At 57.4% G+C, this 15,779-nt stretch carries 19 protein-coding genes; 17 read left to right on the top strand and 2 right to left on the bottom strand.

The window, feature by feature from the left end:
• Positions 1-32: 32 nt before the first annotated feature.
• The 14 genes from CORAM0001_RS01260 (at position 33) to CORAM0001_RS10960 (ending at position 11,862) form a co-directional block, all read left to right on the top strand.
• Complete coding sequence (locus CORAM0001_RS01260) at positions 33-689, top strand: L-threonylcarbamoyladenylate synthase (protein ID WP_005509411.1); 657 nt, start codon at positions 33-35, stop codon at positions 687-689.
• An 82-nt stretch (positions 690-771) separates the two neighbouring features.
• Positions 772-2,004: an MraY family glycosyltransferase gene (locus CORAM0001_RS01255; RefSeq protein ID WP_244261969.1), complete on the top strand. Its 1,233-nt coding sequence runs from the start codon at positions 772-774 to the stop codon at positions 2,002-2,004.
• The gene (locus CORAM0001_RS01250) at positions 2,001-2,450 is read left to right on the top strand and encodes a Cg1360 family ATP-synthase-associated protein (protein ID WP_005509564.1); all 450 of its coding nucleotides are present in this window, start codon (positions 2,001-2,003) and stop codon (positions 2,448-2,450) included. Before CORAM0001_RS01255 ends, CORAM0001_RS01250 begins: the two co-directional genes overlap by 4 nt.
• Before the next feature lie 390 nt (positions 2,451-2,840).
• Positions 2,841-3,650: a F0F1 ATP synthase subunit A gene (gene atpB / locus CORAM0001_RS01245; RefSeq protein WP_040360721.1), complete on the top strand. Its 810-nt coding sequence runs from the start codon at positions 2,841-2,843 to the stop codon at positions 3,648-3,650.
• Between the two features lie 140 nt (positions 3,651-3,790).
• Positions 3,791-4,045, top strand: coding sequence for an ATP synthase F0 subunit C (locus CORAM0001_RS01240; protein ID WP_005509463.1), 255 nt, complete (start codon positions 3,791-3,793; stop codon positions 4,043-4,045).
• 31 nt (positions 4,046-4,076) lie between these two features.
• The gene (locus tag CORAM0001_RS01235) at positions 4,077-4,640 is read left to right on the top strand and encodes a F0F1 ATP synthase subunit B (protein WP_005509352.1); all 564 of its coding nucleotides are present in this window, start codon (positions 4,077-4,079) and stop codon (positions 4,638-4,640) included.
• A 5-nt stretch (positions 4,641-4,645) separates the two neighbouring features.
• Positions 4,646-5,464 (top strand): F0F1 ATP synthase subunit delta, encoded by an 819-nt coding sequence (locus CORAM0001_RS01230; protein ID WP_005509718.1) that lies wholly within the window; start codon positions 4,646-4,648, stop codon positions 5,462-5,464.
• A gap of 54 nt (positions 5,465-5,518) precedes the next feature.
• Entirely contained in the window at positions 5,519-7,162 is a 1,644-nt protein-coding gene (gene atpA / locus CORAM0001_RS01225; RefSeq protein ID WP_005509387.1) for a F0F1 ATP synthase subunit alpha, read from the top strand.
• A gap of 53 nt (positions 7,163-7,215) precedes the next feature.
• Positions 7,216-8,196, top strand: a complete 981-nt coding sequence (locus CORAM0001_RS01220; RefSeq protein WP_005509705.1) for a F0F1 ATP synthase subunit gamma — start codon at positions 7,216-7,218, stop codon at positions 8,194-8,196.
• Between the two features lie 2 nt (positions 8,197-8,198).
• Positions 8,199-9,638 carry a F0F1 ATP synthase subunit beta gene (gene atpD, locus CORAM0001_RS01215; protein ID WP_005509621.1) on the top strand — a complete coding sequence of 480 codons (1,440 nt, stop codon included), beginning with the start codon at positions 8,199-8,201 and terminating at the stop codon, positions 9,636-9,638.
• 11 nt (positions 9,639-9,649) lie between these two features.
• Entirely contained in the window at positions 9,650-10,021 is a 372-nt protein-coding gene (locus CORAM0001_RS01210) for a F0F1 ATP synthase subunit epsilon (RefSeq protein WP_005509319.1), read from the top strand.
• Between the two features lie 235 nt (positions 10,022-10,256).
• Entirely contained in the window at positions 10,257-10,742 is a 486-nt protein-coding gene (locus CORAM0001_RS01205; RefSeq protein ID WP_244261959.1) for a DUF2550 domain-containing protein, read from the top strand.
• A 77-nt stretch (positions 10,743-10,819) separates the two neighbouring features.
• A complete protein-coding gene (gene nucS / locus CORAM0001_RS01200) occupies positions 10,820-11,512 on the top strand; it encodes an endonuclease NucS (RefSeq protein ID WP_005509457.1) in 693 nt (230 codons plus the stop codon).
• A gap of 2 nt (positions 11,513-11,514) precedes the next feature.
• On the top strand, positions 11,515-11,862 hold the full coding sequence (locus CORAM0001_RS10960; RefSeq protein ID WP_100066756.1) for an ATP/GTP-binding protein: 348 nt from the start codon (positions 11,515-11,517) through the stop codon (positions 11,860-11,862).
• A gap of 2 nt (positions 11,863-11,864) precedes the next feature.
• Here the strand turns inward: CORAM0001_RS10960 and mce are convergent, their stop codons facing one another.
• Complete coding sequence (gene mce / locus CORAM0001_RS01190) at positions 11,865-12,317, bottom strand: methylmalonyl-CoA epimerase (protein ID WP_005509354.1); 453 nt, start codon at positions 12,315-12,317, stop codon at positions 11,865-11,867.
• A gap of 31 nt (positions 12,318-12,348) precedes the next feature.
• On the opposite strand from mce, the gene CORAM0001_RS01185 reads away from it, so the two are divergent.
• A complete protein-coding gene (locus tag CORAM0001_RS01185; protein ID WP_005509339.1) occupies positions 12,349-12,654 on the top strand; it encodes a thiamine-binding protein in 306 nt (101 codons plus the stop codon).
• An 83-nt stretch (positions 12,655-12,737) separates the two neighbouring features.
• Positions 12,738-13,787, top strand: coding sequence for a co-chaperone YbbN (locus tag CORAM0001_RS01180; RefSeq protein WP_005509414.1), 1,050 nt, complete (start codon positions 12,738-12,740; stop codon positions 13,785-13,787).
• A 35-nt stretch (positions 13,788-13,822) separates the two neighbouring features.
• Here the strand turns inward: CORAM0001_RS01180 and CORAM0001_RS01175 are convergent, their stop codons facing one another.
• Positions 13,823-14,218, bottom strand: a complete 396-nt coding sequence (locus CORAM0001_RS01175) for a TIGR02611 family protein (RefSeq protein ID WP_005509616.1) — start codon at positions 14,216-14,218, stop codon at positions 13,823-13,825.
• Between the two features lie 331 nt (positions 14,219-14,549).
• On the opposite strand from CORAM0001_RS01175, the gene CORAM0001_RS01170 reads away from it, so the two are divergent.
• Positions 14,550-15,722, top strand: coding sequence for a serine hydrolase (locus CORAM0001_RS01170; RefSeq protein WP_005509677.1), 1,173 nt, complete (start codon positions 14,550-14,552; stop codon positions 15,720-15,722).
• Positions 15,723-15,779: the final 57 nt, after the last annotated feature.

The raw sequence follows: 15,779 nt of genomic DNA, 5'->3' as shown, positions 1-15,779 counted from the left end.
AAAGCAAACTTTGAAGCAGGAGCAAAAATCTGATGAGCAGGATTATGGACTGCAGCACAGATGAAAACCGCGAACGCGCAATTGCAGCAGCAGTAGATGCTGTGAAGGCAGGACGGCTGGTCGTTATGCCTACCGATACCGTCTACGGCCTTGGCTGTGATGCCTTCGATAACCAGGCCGTTGCCTCCTTGCTGCGTGCCAAGCACCGCGGCCCGGATATGCCGGTACCGGTGCTGGTGGGTTCCTGGAACACGATTGAGGGGCTCGTCCGCGAATACTCACCAGCTGCTCGCACGCTGGTGGAGGCTTTCTGGCCGGGCGGACTGTCGCTGGTTGTGAACCAAGCGCCGAGCTTGCCGTGGAACCTTGGTGATACTGCGGGTACGGTCATGCTGCGCATGCCGCTGCACCCAATCGCCATCGAGATTCTGCGCCGCACCGGTCCGATGGCAGTGTCCAGTGCGAACATCTCCGGCCAGGCACCGGCCACCAATGCCGTGCGTGCCAAGCAGATGCTCGGTGGGGAAGCGGCTGTCTACGTCGACGGCGGCGAAGCAACGATTGGCACCCCATCGACGATTGTCGATATCTCGACTCCAGTGCCGCGGATTCTGCGCGAAGGCGCTGTGTCAGCAGCGGCGGTTGCCGAGGTATTGAGTACTACGCCCGAGCGACTGCTGGGACAGTAGTCTTGGCTACTTAAAGTCTTTCCTGTTTAGTATCTGCAGCGATTGTGTGGGTGAGTAGTACCTAGTGGCGGACATGAGCTTATTGGCAGCCCAGTCGGGTGGGGCAGGTGTGCCCATCCGCGAGCTCGCCATGCTCGTTTTAGTTTCCGCTGCTGTCAGCTATTTGCTCACTGGAGTAGTGCGTTATGTGCTGGTTCGCTCGGGCTGGTTAGATGCGCCCCGCACGCGCGATGTCCACGATATTCCGAAGCCCAGGCTCGGAGGTGTGGCGATGTACTCCGGGGTGGTCGCAGCTATCGCCCTTGCCTCGGTGATGCCGGCCCTCAACCGTGGTTTTCCGCCCATGACTCCAGATATGAGGGCAGTTGTGGCGGCCGCGTCGCTCTTGCTAATCGTCGGTATTTGGGATGACCTCTTTGACTTAGATGCCCTCACGAAGTTGGTGGGGCAGGTCGCGGCGGCACTTTTGATGTCATTTATGGGTGTCAATTGGTATCTGCTCTATATCCCTTTTAGTGGCGGTACTACGCTCATTCTCGACCCAATCATGTCCACAGTCTTGACTGTCCTATTTACTGTGGCATTGATTAACGCCTTCAACTTTGTTGACGGCATCGACGGTCTCGCAGCTGGACTCGGCATGATTGCCGCAGCTGCAATCCTTGTCTATTCGATGGTCATGCTCCATGACCAAGGCGGTACTGTCTCTGCCTATCCACCCGCGATGATTTCCGCGTGTCTCCTCGGCGCTTGTCTGGGCTTCTTGCCACACAACTTCGAACCCGCACGCATTTTCATGGGCGATTCCGGCGCCATGATGATCGGTTTGCTGCTCGCTGCTGCATCGGTGTCGGCGTCGGGTCGCATCGCGCCCTCCATGTACGGCACTGCCGACGTCATCGCTCTGATCTCGCCGATTGTGGTCGTCATCGCAGCAATTAGCGTGCCAATGCTCGACCTACTTCTCGCTGTTGTTCGCCGCGTCAGCCAGGGTAAGTCACCCTTCTCACCCGACAAAATGCATATTCACCACCGCCTCCTGTCGATGGGGCACAGTCATCGCCGTGTGGTGCTAGTGCTTTACCTATGGGTGTCGGTCGTCGCATACGCCGCCGTCGCCACTACAATTTTCCCGTTTGAATTTGTCGCTCTCACCTTCGGGATCCTGCTTATCATCGCGGTTGTATTCACCCTCCGTCGTCGTAATGCGCTTGCCGACGACCGTTCAAGGGGAGCGCGTCCCAGAAGTCGTAGTGGGGTCCGGCAGGTTATAAGACGTCGACGTGGACGCAGAAGGTACAATCTTCGACCGTGACTGAAAAAACAACTCCGGAGCCCGAGTCTAAATACGACGATTCGCGGCGACCGCTGCTGGCTGCTGCTCGCTCGGGCGCAATCGCGCTCGCTGTGATTACCGTGCTTTCGCTGCTGGTCTGGGGTGGCAAAAACGGTATGCCCGGCGTCTGGGGCGTACTTCTTGGAGCGGGCATTAGCGGAAGCTTCGTATTGCTTACCGTTCTAGGCATCCTCTTTACTGCTCGAACTTCGCCGTCCGTCACGCTTGCCGTTGTATTGGGTGGCTGGTTGTTGAAGATTGTCGTACTAATCGGTGTCCTTGTTGTTATTAGAAATCTTGAGTTTTATGACAACATGACTTTCTTCGTCACTGTTGTACTCACGCTGATGGTGACGCTGGGTGCAGAAGTGTGGGGAATGTCGCAATCTAACCTCACTTATGTGCAACCAATGAAGGACGAATAGCTCGTTAATAACTTGTTGACCTGCTGAGAGGCTGTAATGCGCCTCTAAAACCGCAGGTAATAAGCATATTGCCGAGTTTGTGCAGAAGATGCCACAGATAGAGGCCGAAACCCACAGCGGGGGTCGGCCTTTTTGTTGGTTTCGGGGTCGGAAACGCGGGGGTGTACCGGGTGGGGAAAATGAGTCAGAACTGTTATCCTGAGTTTCGGGTAAGACGGCCTGTATCGAAATAACTATCATTTCCACAGGTACGGTCCCCGTGAGCGCCGTGCTGATGAGCGAATGGAATCCGCGGCGCGACACGTTAAATGACGTCCTTCGCACCGCTTGACAATAGTTCTAGCGGCCCAATCACGGGAGAGAACGCTGAGCGTTACAACACTTGCCGAGATGCGGGGTGAGTTTCACTCACCCAACTTGCAGGAGGAGTATTTCCCGGGTGAACTTGGCGAACAAATCGGCAAATATGGCTTCATCCTAGGTGACAGTGGCGACTGGTACGCCATGGACCGCCTGATGATTGTTCGTCTTTTGATGGCCGTGATCGTCGCCGTGTTCTTCGTCGTCGCAATGCGTCGTCCGAAGCTCGTGCCGACTGGTCTGCAGAACGTTGCGGAGTTGATGCTGGACTTCGTCCGCATCCACATCGCGGAGGAGATTCTGGGTAAGAAGGAGGGGCGTCGTTTCCTTCCGGTTCTGGCCACCATCTTCTTCCTTGTTATCTCGATGAATATTGCGGCTATTATTCCTGGCCTCAATATTTCGCCGAACGCCCGAATCGGTATGCCACTGGTTCTGGCCCTGTTCGCTTACGTTGCCTTCATTTACGCGGGCTCGAAGAAGATGGGCTTCTTCAAGTTTGTGAAGTCGGCAGTCGTTATTCCGAACTTGCCACCGGTACTCCACCTCATCGTGGTGCCGATCGAGATTTTCTCCAACTTCGTTCTCCGCCCAGTTACGCTGACCATCCGTCTGATGGCCAACATGCTGGCGGGCCACATGGTTCTAGTCCTACTGTTCGGTGCCACGAACTTCTTCTTCTGGCAGCTGAATGGTTGGACCGCCTTGTCCGGGTTGACCCTTGTCGCTGCGGTAGCATTCACGCTGTTCGAGATGCTGGTGATTTTCCTGCAGGCATACATCTTTGCCCTGCTGAGCGCCGTCTACATCGAACTGTCGCTGCACGCAGACGAGCACTAACCCATAACTAAAGAGGCCGCAAATTCGGCAACAAGGCCTCGCAAATTTAATATCAAGACCCACTTGACCCACAAAGCCCCGGGCCTACTTAGAACAATCTTTAATCCGGGGCCATCCTTTAAGAAAGGGAACGGTTCATAATGAACGACGTCATCCTCTCCGCCCAGGACGCTGTCCAGGCTGTCGACACCAACGCTGGCCTGAAGACCATCGGTTACGGTCTGTCCACCCTGGGCCCGGGCCTCGGTATCGGTATCGTCGCCGGTAAGACCGTTGAGGGTATGGCACGCCAGCCTGAGATGGCCGGCCAGCTGCGTACCACCATGTTCCTGGGTATCGCCTTCACTGAGGCTCTCGCCCTGATCGGCCTGGTCGCAGGCTTCGTTTTTGTTTAAGTCCGGACCTCAGGCGGAGAACACGTAAACCATGACAGATTTCACCTTTTTGCTAGCTGCGGGTGACCTCCCGATGGGAGAGTCCATTAACCCGCTGCTGCCAAAGACCTATGACATCGTCTGGTCCGTTGTCCCGCTGGTAGTTATCCTGGTTCTCTTCTGGAAGCTCGTTCTTCCGAAGTTCCAGGAGGTCCTGACCGAGCGGGAGGACCGGATTGAGGGCGGCATTGAGCGCGCTGAGGCTGCACAGGCCGAGGCGAAGGCCGCTCTGGAAAAGTACAACAGTCAGCTCGCAGAGGCCCGTACTGAAGCAGCAAAGATTCGCGACGAAGCCCGTGCACAGGGTCAGCGCATCATTGCAGACGCTACGACTAAGGCCAATGACGAGAGCGCACGAATCATCGAGTCCGGTGAAAAGCAGCTCGCTGCCCAGCGTGAGCAGGTAGTCGCAGAGCTGCGCAAGGAAATGGGCCAGAACTCCATCAATCTCGCTGAGCGCCTTCTGGGCGAGCAGCTTTCCGACGACGTTCGTAACTCGTCGACGATTGACAACTTCTTGTCCAACCTTGACACCGTGGCCCCGGCCGGAAAGTAGGCGACATGCACGCAGCAAGCCGCGAATCCTTGGCAGCCCTTAGCCAGCGTCTGGACGCCGCTATCGGTGGCGACAATGTCGCTGTTGCTCAGGCTGCTCAGACTGGTTCCGAGCTTTTCGACATCGTCGAGGTCCTGGACTCCGACCGCGGCCTGCGTGTCGCTGTCGCCGACACCTCGGCGACTGCGGAACAGCGTTCCGGCCTTGTCCGGAGCCTGTTCGCGGGCAAGGTATCTGAGACGACTCTTAACCTCGTCGTGGATGCTGCCGCGCAGGTATGGTCCACTCCGCGTGAAATGCGTGAGGGTTTGGTAGAGCTGGGCCGTCGAGCCCTACTTCGCTCTGCCGAAGGCCAGGGACAGCTTGAGACTGTTGAGTCTGAGCTGTTCCAACTGGGACACATCCTGGCTGAGCAGTCGCAGCTTGAACAGCTGCTGGCCGACAAGGCCGCAACCCCCGAAGCCAAGCGTGGGCTCCTCGCCTCTGTGCTGTACGGCAAGGTCACTTCCGTGACCGAGACCCTGGCACTGCAGGCTGTTGGTCGCCCATCCAAGCGCCCCGCGGACGACATTGACTCCCTGTCCCGGCTAGCCGCCGGCCTGCGGAACCACGTCGTCGCTCGCGTGACCAGTGCCACGGTCGTCTCTGACGAGCAAGAGCGAGCACTGGCGGACAAGCTCGGCCGAGTCTACGGCAAGGCGATGTCCATCCACACCGTGATCGATAAGTCGATTCTCGGTGGACTGGTCATCCGGGTTGGCGACGAGGTCATCGACGGTAGCCTTTCAACAAAGCTTGAGAAGCTGCGCGTCGGCCTCGGCTGACGGATGGTTTAGACGATTAATCACTGGAAGAATATTACCGAGAGCAGGAAGAACATGGCGGAGCTGACGATCTCCTCCGACGAGATCCGTAGCGCGATTGCGAACTACACCTCGAGCTACTCCCCGGAGGCCTCCCGTGAGGAGGTTGGCGTTGTTATCAGTGCAGCTGATGGTATCGCCCAGGTTTCGGGAATGCCGTCGGTCATGACGAATGAGCTTCTGGAGTTCCCGGGCGGCGTTATTGGCGTCGCTCAGAACCTCGACACCGACAAGGTCGGCGTTGTGGTGCTGGGTAACTTCGAGTCGCTTAAAGAGGGTGACGAGGTAAAGCGGACGGGTGACGTCCTTTCGATTCCGGTCGGGGACAAGTTCCTCGGTCGCGTAATTAACCCCCTGGGCCAGCCGATTGACGGCCTGGGCGACATTGAGGCTGAAGAGGACCGCGTCCTCGAGCTGCAGGCACCGACCGTGCTGCAGCGTCAGCCGGTTGAAGAGCCGATGGCTACTGGTATTAAGGCCATCGACGCAATGACCCCAATTGGTCGTGGTCAGCGTCAGCTGATCATTGGTGACCGTAAGACCGGTAAGACCGCGGTCTGCCTGGACACCATCTTGAACCAGAAGGCTAACTGGGAGTCCGGTGACCCGAGCAAGCAGGTGCGATGCATCTACGTTGCTATCGGTCAGAAGGGCTCCACCATTGCTGGTGTGCGCCAGACCCTCGAGGAGCAGGGCGCACTCGAGTACACCACCATCGTTGCTGCCCCGGCGTCGGATGCCGCAGGCTTCAAGTGGCTTGCACCATTCGCGGGCGCCGCACTGGGTCAGCACTGGATGTACCAGGGCAAGCACGTCCTGGTTATCTACGATGATCTGACTAAGCAGGCAGAGGCATACCGTGCCATCTCGCTGCTGCTGCGTCGCCCGCCGGGACGCGAGGCTTACCCGGGTGACGTCTTCTACCTCCACTCCCGTCTGCTGGAGCGTGCTGCAAAGCTCTCCGACGACATGGGTGCAGGCTCGCTGACCGCACTGCCGATCATCGAGACCAAGGCAAACGACGTGTCGGCCTTCATTCCGACCAACGTCATTTCCATTACCGACGGCCAGGTCTTCCTCGAGTCCGACCTCTTCAACCAGGGTGTCCGCCCGGCTATTAACGTCGGTGTGTCGGTTTCCCGTGTTGGTGGTGCCGCTCAGACCAAGGGCATGAAGAAGGTTTCCGGTAACCTGCGTCTGGACCTCGCGTCCTACCGCGACCTGGAAGCATTCGCAATGTTCGCATCCGACCTGGACGATGCCTCCAAGCGTCAGCTGGAGCGCGGTCAGCGTCTGGTCGAGCTGCTGAAGCAGAAGGAAAACCACCCGCAGCCGGTCGAGTACCAGATGACCTCCATCTACCTCGCTGGTGAGGGCGAATTCGACGATGTCCCCGTTGAGGATGTCCGTCGCTTCGAGGCCGAGCTGCTTGAGCACCTGCAGGACACTCAGCCTGCAGTCTTCGAGCAGATTGACGGCGGCGTTGCCTTCTCTGACGAGTCCAAGGCTGCTCTGAAGTCCGCTACCGCTAACTTCAAGAAGTCCTTCCAGACTTCTGAGGGTGCACCGCTGGCTTCCGAGGCTCCGGTCGAGGCACTCGACGAGGGCGAGCTCAAGAAGCAGCAGATTACGGTCTCCCGCAAGACTGCCCAGAACTAGGCAGGTTGAGCTACTCAATGACCGTTTTCGCAATTGAAGGGAGGGAATAGGACATGGCGAATCTTCGTGAACTTCGAGCCCGAATCAAGTCGGTGAACTCGACAAAGAAGATCACCAAGGCCCAGGAGCTTATCGCAACCTCGCGCATTACTAAGGCGCAGCGTCGCGTAGCAGACTCCCAGCCGTACGCCGACGAAATCGAGAAGGTCATCGGACGTCTCGCATCGGCTTCGTCGTTGGATCACCCGATGCTCGTAAAGCGTGAGGGTAACCAGCGTGTTGCAGTCCTGGTTGTCACCAGTGACCGCGGCATGTGTGGCGGCTACAACCACAACGTCCTGAAGAAGGCTGCAGAGCTGCGTACCGCTCTGGAAGAGCAGGGGCATGAGGTCGTTCTCTACGTGACTGGCCGTAAGGGCACCGACTACTACGACTTCCGTGGTGTCGAGCTCGCCGGTACGTGGGAGGGCTTCTCCCAGGATCCGGACTACGCCGCAACCCACGACGTGCGTCGTCACCTCATTGATGGTTTCAACGCTACGGCCGAGGGCACTGCCAAGTACCGCGAAGGCCTGCGTGGCACCAACGGCGAGGCCGTTCAGGGCTTCGACCAGGTCCACGTTGTCTACACGGAATTCGTGTCCATGCTTTCTCAGATTCCGCGTGCACACCAGATGCTCCCGATTGAGCCTGTGTACGAGGATGTCGAGATTGCTCAGGGCGAGGACATGCTGTCCGATGGATCAGATGACCTCAAGCCGGACTATGAATTCGAGCCTGATGCAGACACCCTGTTGGCAGAGCTTCTGCCCCAGTACGTGTCCCGCACCCTGTTCGCAGTGATGCTCGAGGCCGCTGCCTCTGAGTCCGCTGCCCGTCGTAACGCTATGAAGTCTGCGACGGACAACGCTACCGAGTTGGTCAAGGACCTCTCGCGTGTTGCTAACCAGGCACGTCAGGCACAGATTACCCAGGAAATCACAGAAATCGTCGGTGGCGCCGGTGCGCTCGACGACAGCGGAGAGAGTGACTAGATATGAGCACAGCTCTAAGTGAGCAGAACACCACCACGGCTGTGGGCCGTGTTGTGCGTGTCATCGGTGCCGTCGTCGACGTGGAGTTCCCGCGTAACGAACTGCCGGCACTTTACAACGCGCTGACCGTGGAAGTTACCCTTCCTTCGGTCGCTAAGACCATTGTCCTCGAGACTGCACAGCACCTCGGTGACAACATGGTTCGTACCATTGCTATGGCCCCGACCGACGGACTTGTCCGCGGTGCAGAGGTCAAGGACACCGGTAAGCCGATTTCGGTTCCGGTTGGTGACGTCGTCAAGGGTCACGTCTTTAACGCAATGGGCGACTGCCTGGATGAGCCGGGCTTGGGTCGTGATGGTGAGCAGTGGGGCATCCACCGTGAGCCACCGGCCTTCGACCAGCTCGAGGGTAAGACCGAGATTCTGGAAACCGGTATTAAGGTCATCGACCTGCTGACCCCGTACGTTAAGGGCGGCAAGATTGGTCTGTTCGGTGGTGCCGGTGTCGGTAAGACCGTTCTGATCCAGGAGATGATTACTCGTATTGCACGCGAGTTCTCCGGTACTTCGGTCTTCGCCGGTGTTGGTGAGCGTACCCGTGAGGGCACCGACCTCTTCCTGGAAATGGAAGAGATGGGCGTTCTCCAGGACACCGCCCTCGTCTTCGGCCAGATGGACGAGCCTCCGGGAGTCCGTATGCGCGTCGCGCTGTCGGGTCTGACCATGGCGGAGTACTTCCGCGATGTTCAGCACCAGGACGTGCTGCTCTTCATTGACAACATCTTCCGTTTCACCCAGGCCGGTTCTGAGGTTTCGACCCTGCTGGGTCGTATGCCTTCCGCTGTGGGTTACCAGCCGACCCTGGCTGACGAGATGGGTGTTCTGCAGGAGCGCATTACGTCCACCAAGGGCCGTTCGATTACCTCTCTGCAGGCCGTCTACGTGCCTGCCGACGACTACACCGACCCGGCTCCGGCAACGACCTTCGCCCACCTCGATGCAACCACCGAGCTCGACCGCTCGATCGCATCGAAGGGTATTTACCCGGCAGTGAACCCGCTGACTTCGACTTCTCGTATCCTCGAGCCGTCGATCGTCGGTGAGGAGCACTACCGCGTTGCTCAGCAGGTTATTAACATCCTGCAGAAGAACAAGGAACTCCAGGACATCATCGCCATCCTCGGTATGGACGAGCTGTCTGAGGAGGACAAGGTGACCGTGCAGCGTGCACGTCGTATCCAGCGATTCTTGGGTCAGAACTTCTTCGTTGCTGAGAAGTTCACGGGTCTGCCTGGTTCGTACGTACCGCTGAAGGACACCATCGTTGCCTTCGACCGCATCTGCAAGGGCGACTTCGACAACTACCCGGAGATGGCCTTCGACGGCCTGGGTGGCCTCGACGATGTCGAGAAGAAGTACGCTGAAATGCAGAAGAAGTAAGGGGCATCCTCATGGCTGAAATCACCGCTGAACTGGTTGCCGTTGAGCGACCGCTCTGGAAGGGCAAGGCCACTTTGGTCTCTGCCCAGACCACCGAGGGTGAGATCGGCGTGCTGCCCGGACACCAGCCGTTGCTTGGCCAGCTGGTCAACAACGGTACGGTGACCATCAACACCGCAGACGGCAAGGTTCTTGTCGCTTCGGTACAGGGTGGGTTCATTTCCGTGTCTACCTCGAAGGTTTCGATCCTCGCGGATAAGGCAATCTGGGCTGACGAGGTTAACCTCTCCGAGGCCGAGTCCAACCTGACTTCGGATGACCCTGCAGTAAAGGCTCAGGCTGAGTCGGAGGTCCGCGCGGCTCGTCGCGCTTCCACCAACTAGTCTGTTCGCCTGAACATCCGGTCGCACGACCGTATTCTTCCTGCTTCTTTAAACGGGGCGGGGAGCTGGCAAGAGAAATCTTGCCAGCTCCCCGCCCCGTTTTTCTTAGTTATTTTTCATGTCAGTGCAACAATCGGGTAGGGTTTGTAAAAAGCCTCTAATGCGCTTTTGAATCGAGGTTCGTCGTCTATTCACCCGGATGCGAGGCTGGCAGATAGTGTTTTCAAGCGTAACCATGATGTCAATCACGTTCATGATTATCGGTGCGATGTTGATCGTCGGCGGGGTCCTTGCCCTGTGGCGTTTCGCCAGCCTGCATGCAAAAGGTACCCCTGTTATTGCTCGTCGTCTTCCTGCCGGTGATGGCAGTCATTGGCGCCATGGGGTCATGGTTTATTCAGAGTCGACGTTGAAGATGTACAAGCTACGTTCGCTGCGTCCTGGCAGTGATGCCGAAATTGCCCGTCACGATGTCTCTATTGTGGATCGCCGAGATCCGACTGACATCGAGGCGGGTTTTTTCGCGCCCGGGCTTCGGGTAGTCAGGATTAGAACGGGGGAAAATACCGAATGGGAGTTTGCTGTGGACTCGTCCTCGGACACCGCGCTGGTGGCGTGGGTGGAGTCGAAGCCGTCGTCACGCCAGACTCGTGAGTTTCCTACTGACATTGAGCGACGTTTCCGTTCGGCTCATTACCGTGGCCGGGGAAGTCAGTACTAGGCTCTTACGACAGGCTATTGCTAAGGCTCTAGTGGGTATTGTTTTCTCCCGCGCGGCAGTCACGTTAGGGTAGGGGAATGCGCCTTGTGATTGCTGAATGCACCGTTGACTATGTCGGTCGCTTGAATGCCCATTTGCCTCATGCTCCGCGCTTGCTGTTGGTGAAAGCAGATGGGTCAGTTTCTGTGCATGCCGACGACCGTGCATATAAGCCCCTGAACTGGATGACACCGCCGTGTACGCTGACGGAGAAGGATATTCTCGACGAGTCGGGTGAAGATACTGGTGAAAAGCTTTGGGTCGTTGAGAATAAGAAGGGCGAACAGCTTCGTATCACTATCGGCAAGGTGCTGGCTGATAGCACCTACGAACTGGGAGAGGACCCTGGCCTGGAGAAGGACGGGGTAGAAGCGCATCTACAGGAGCTACTTGCAGATCAGTTCACGACGTTTGGCGAGGGCTACACCCTGATTAGGCGCGAATACCCCACCCCGATCGGGCCAGTAGATCTGCTTGGGCGCGATGAAAACGGCGCCACCGTTGCAGTAGAGGTTAAGCGTCGGGGCGGTATCGATGGTGTTGAGCAGCTAACGCGTTACTTGGAGATGCTGAACCGCGATGAGCTGCTGGCACCGGTGGAAGGGATTTTTGCTGCCCAAGAGATTAAGCCACAGGCCAAGACTCTGGCAGAGGATCGCGGGATTCGCTGTGTGACCGTGGATTACGACGCCCTGCGTGGCCTGGAGTCCAACGAATTGCGGTTGTTCTAGCCATGCCAAGGCGAAACCACAAGCGACGCGGCAATCAACGCGGCGGGCGTAATAACCACGCCCAGAATCGCGGCAGCCTGCCCGCATTTGGCAGTTCTTTTCAAAACACCCGCACTGAATCCGGGCCTGCCGGTTGGCAGGACGTGGACTTTGCGGTGCGTAACATCAGCGCTGGCCAGTCGAACAAGGTCTATCGCTGTCCTGGGTGTGACCAGGAAATCATGCCCGGGACCTCGCACATCGTGGCTTGGCCGCAGGATTATGGTGCAGGCGCCGATGACCGGCGCCATTGGCACACCAACTGCTGGCGCAATAGAGCTCACCGCACTATTACGCGCCGCTGGGGATAGTTTTACTTAGCCGGCTCAACGAGCTCCAGCAGGACGCCACCGGCATCCTTCGGGTGGATGAAGTTGATGCGCGAACCTGCGGTACCGATCTTCGGCTCCGGGTACAGCACGCGGGTGCCCTGTTCCTTCAGGTGCGCCATCAGTGCCTCCAGGTCAGTGACGCGAACTGCGTACTGCTGAATTCCTGGTCCCTTCTTGTCCAGGTACTTTGCAATCGTGGACTGGTCATTCAGTGGCGCGAGAATCTGCACGAGAGTGCCACCTTCAACCTTGTCAGCCGGGCCGACCATGGCCTCGTGGACACCCTGCTCTTCATTGACTTCATCGTGGTAGTTGATGAAACCAAGGTTTGCGCGGTACCACTCAATAGCGGCATCAAAATCCGGGACTGCGACGCCGACGTGATCAACCGCGACTACGTACTTATGGGGAACGGGAATCTGTGTCTCACTCATAGTTTCCAGGGTACTCGCTATTATCGGCGCCATGATTGTCGCATTTTCTGTTGCCCCCACATTCTCCGATCCTGAGCAGGGAATGGCTGAGGCCGTTGCTGAAGCCGTGCGTGTTGTACGTGAATCTGGCCTGCCCAACGAGACCAATGCCATGTTCACCCTTGTTGAAGGCGAATGGGATGAGGTGATGGACGTCGTTAAGCGAGCTACGGAAGCAGTCAGCCGTGTCAGTCCGCGTACTTCTCTGGTCATCAAGGCGGACATTCGCAACGGATACACTGGGCAGCTGCGAGCGAAAGTAGATGCGGTCGAGAATGCGCTAAAAGCCACCGACTAGTCTCTTGTTCGGCTCGGACACGTAGGCTCTACATAGGTTTCTACATAGGCTTTACGACGACACTGGAGAGGAACCCTTTTACGATGCCAGCTGGACATGGTCACACACACGGCCATTCTCATGGTCACTCGCATGGAGCACACGGTCACCGCGAGTGCTCGACTCCGCCACCACCGCCCGGCACGGTTGATTTGGAGCAGCTCCACCAGCGCGCCGAAGCCGAACGTAAGCGCCGAGAGGAGATCGAGCGGGCAACCAGTGATCAGGGAGAAGGGCTTCCTCCTGTAGTTGAGATTGCCCCGCAGACCCTTGAGGCAGAAGTCGTTCTGCGCTCGGAGCAGGTACCGGTTATTGTCTTGATCGGTATGGCTGGAGCAGCTGATTCACTGCGTCTTCGGGCTGAGCTAGAAGGCATGGCCCGTGAGGCCAATTTGAACTGGATTCTGGCGTGGGCAGATGCTGAGGAGCATCCGCAGCTGGCCCAGGCATTCGGTGTGCAGGCAGTGCCGACAGTCACGGCCGTGGCTATGGGCAGTCCCATTGGCATGTTTGTAGGCGAGAAAACCAGGGATTGGCTGGAACAGTGGCTGGCGCAGGTTATGGAGGCTACTCGGGGGCGTCTCAAGGGGTTGCCGGCGGGAACTCGTATGGCTGGGGAGGGCAGCGAGCCGGAGGCTCCCGAGCCGACTGACTTCTTCGGCAATCCCGTACCCACCGATGACCCGCGTTTGGAGCAGGCTGAAGAGTTGCTCGAGGAGGGCAATTTCGACGGGGCGTTGGAGCTGTATGACGCTATGCTGCAGTCCGAGCCCGCAAATCAGGGTCTGAAGCGCGCTCACGCGAATGTGTCCTTCTTCGCCCGCGCTGCCAAAATTGATCGCAGTGCAGATCCAATTGCAAAAGCCGACGCAGCGCCGAAGGACGTCGCGCTCGCCCTCGATGCCGCGGATGTCACGATGCTTGTCGACGACCCGGCGAAGGCGCTCGATCGTTTGTTGAAGTTGCTCCCGCAGGTGTTTGGCGATGATCGTGAGGCCATCAAGTCGCGTCTACTAGAGCTGCTTGTGCTATTCGATACCGCAGATCCAGTGGCATTGGATGCGCGCCGGAGGATGGCTAGCGCACTGTACTAGGAGCACTGTACTAGGAGCCTTGAAAGCACAGGCTCCTAGCTTGAAGCGTCGGTGTATGGCCAGGCATCCGGAGCCATGAAGTAGTAGACGCTGCCCATTACAGCGGCCATAAACGCCATCAGCAACAGGAAAAGCGTTGCTTTCATCGCCACATGACGCTCCGCATACCAGGCGTAAAAGGCGTCTAATTTTGCTGCCAACCAGATGTTCAGGCGACGTGTCGGCGGGTGCACCAACGAGAGAATTCCCAGTGCAACAAAAATGCAGAGCCATCCGGGAGCAGGAGTTGGCAAAATGATAATGCCAACAATGAGCAGTGCGAAGCCTACGACGAGAAGAACCGGGGAGAGTACCGGCCCGTACCAGGTGTTGCGCATATGGGCATGGCGAATCTGCATGCGGTCCATCAAGCGATGCACCTTTTCCTCCATTACGATTCACTTCCTCCGATTTTCGGTGCCGTGCAGTACTCCTAGTAGCGGTCTCGAACGAGGCATTGTCGAAGCATTAAGCATCAAATGTGCAGCTCAACTGCCTGGGTGCACCGTTGGACATTGACTCTTTTAATCATGTCTATATTTAATCCATTGTTGCACAAAAGTTGCGCCCCAGTGCAACGAGATTTTTCGGAAGGTGGTAATCTTCCAAAAGTTCTTAGTGGTTTACAGCAGTTACCACTGCCTCTCAGCCCTGTACACCTTGGACAGTCCATACTGCGCTAGGTGCCTTTGGTCTTTAGTTTTCTGCAACCAGGAGCTATGCATGCGACTTCGCCCCAATGCCCTTCGCGCTATTTCCGCCTTGGCCATTGTTGTGCTTTCAGCCTCGACTCTGTTGGCGGGGTGCACCATCGATGGCCCAAGCACTACCGGGTCCAAGGCCACCACTGCTACCACAAAACCAAATGTTCCAGATAACGGTTGGGATGCTTCTGAGGAAGTCGCCTGGTCTGATGCACAGGATGTCCTCGAAACTGCGGCTAAGAATTTCTCCGACAACTATGACATTGATTTGGGTGCCTATTTGCGCGTCATTGACGGTCCGTACAAGGGGCTCACGGCGTCGGTAGGCGAGGATACGAAGGAGTATTCCGCATCGACCATCAAGGCTCCGTTGGTGGTTACTGTGCTGAAGAAATTCGGCGATGACCTAGACAAGACGGTGACGGTCGATTGGGACAACGGTGTTGGCGGAAGCGTGATTGGTCCGGGGCAATACACGCTCGACGGGCTGTTACAGTACGTGATGCGGTATTCGGACAACACCGCGGCGAACGGGTTAATTGACGCTGTCGGTGGTTTCGACGAGGTCAACAAAACCATTAAGGAAGCCGGTGTTGACGACAAGCGCTACCACCTGGGCAACAAGTTCAACATCCCCAATCCCAGCGGTGATCGGTCCTGGTTTACTCCCTCTCAGGCCGCGCTGTTCATGGCACGTCTCCAGGAAGTGGCCGATGGCACCTCAAAGCACAACTTCATTACCAAAGACACGGCACAAACTGCATTGACCTACCTCACTTACGGTGGTTCGCAGAAGTTTGTAATGTACGTCGGCTCCGCGGTACAGAAGACCGGAGACACTGCCGAGGGCGTTAATGACCACGGTATTTTGTACACCGCGGCCGGACCCATCGCTTACGCAATTACGACGCGCTTTGATGAAGTGCCGCTCAATGAGCTTACCGACGGCCTGCTCGGCCAGCTGGGTTCCCAAATAGCCCCGCTTCTGCCGGATTACAATCGCCTTGGTAAGGATGGCAAGCCACTGACTGCTAAGCAGGCTGCGACGTGGAGCGCAGATGAGGATGGCGACGGCATTCCGGATCGCATCGGAACCGACAGCATGGATGGATCCGCGTACAACGATGATTCAGATCCTGCGAATTACAACGAATCTTTGGAAGCTGACTGGTTCAATCCGTTCCGAGGATAGGACCTGGATACGCTCCCCAGGACAAAACTGCCCGTGTTTCAGGTTTTCAGGCCGAAA

The organism is Corynebacterium amycolatum SK46, from assembly GCF_000173655.1.
Classification (GTDB): Bacteria; Actinomycetota; Actinomycetes; order Mycobacteriales; family Mycobacteriaceae; genus Corynebacterium; species Corynebacterium amycolatum_A.
Note: the sequence above shows the minus strand (reverse complement) of the source record. Positions and strands in the feature narration are given on the sequence as shown.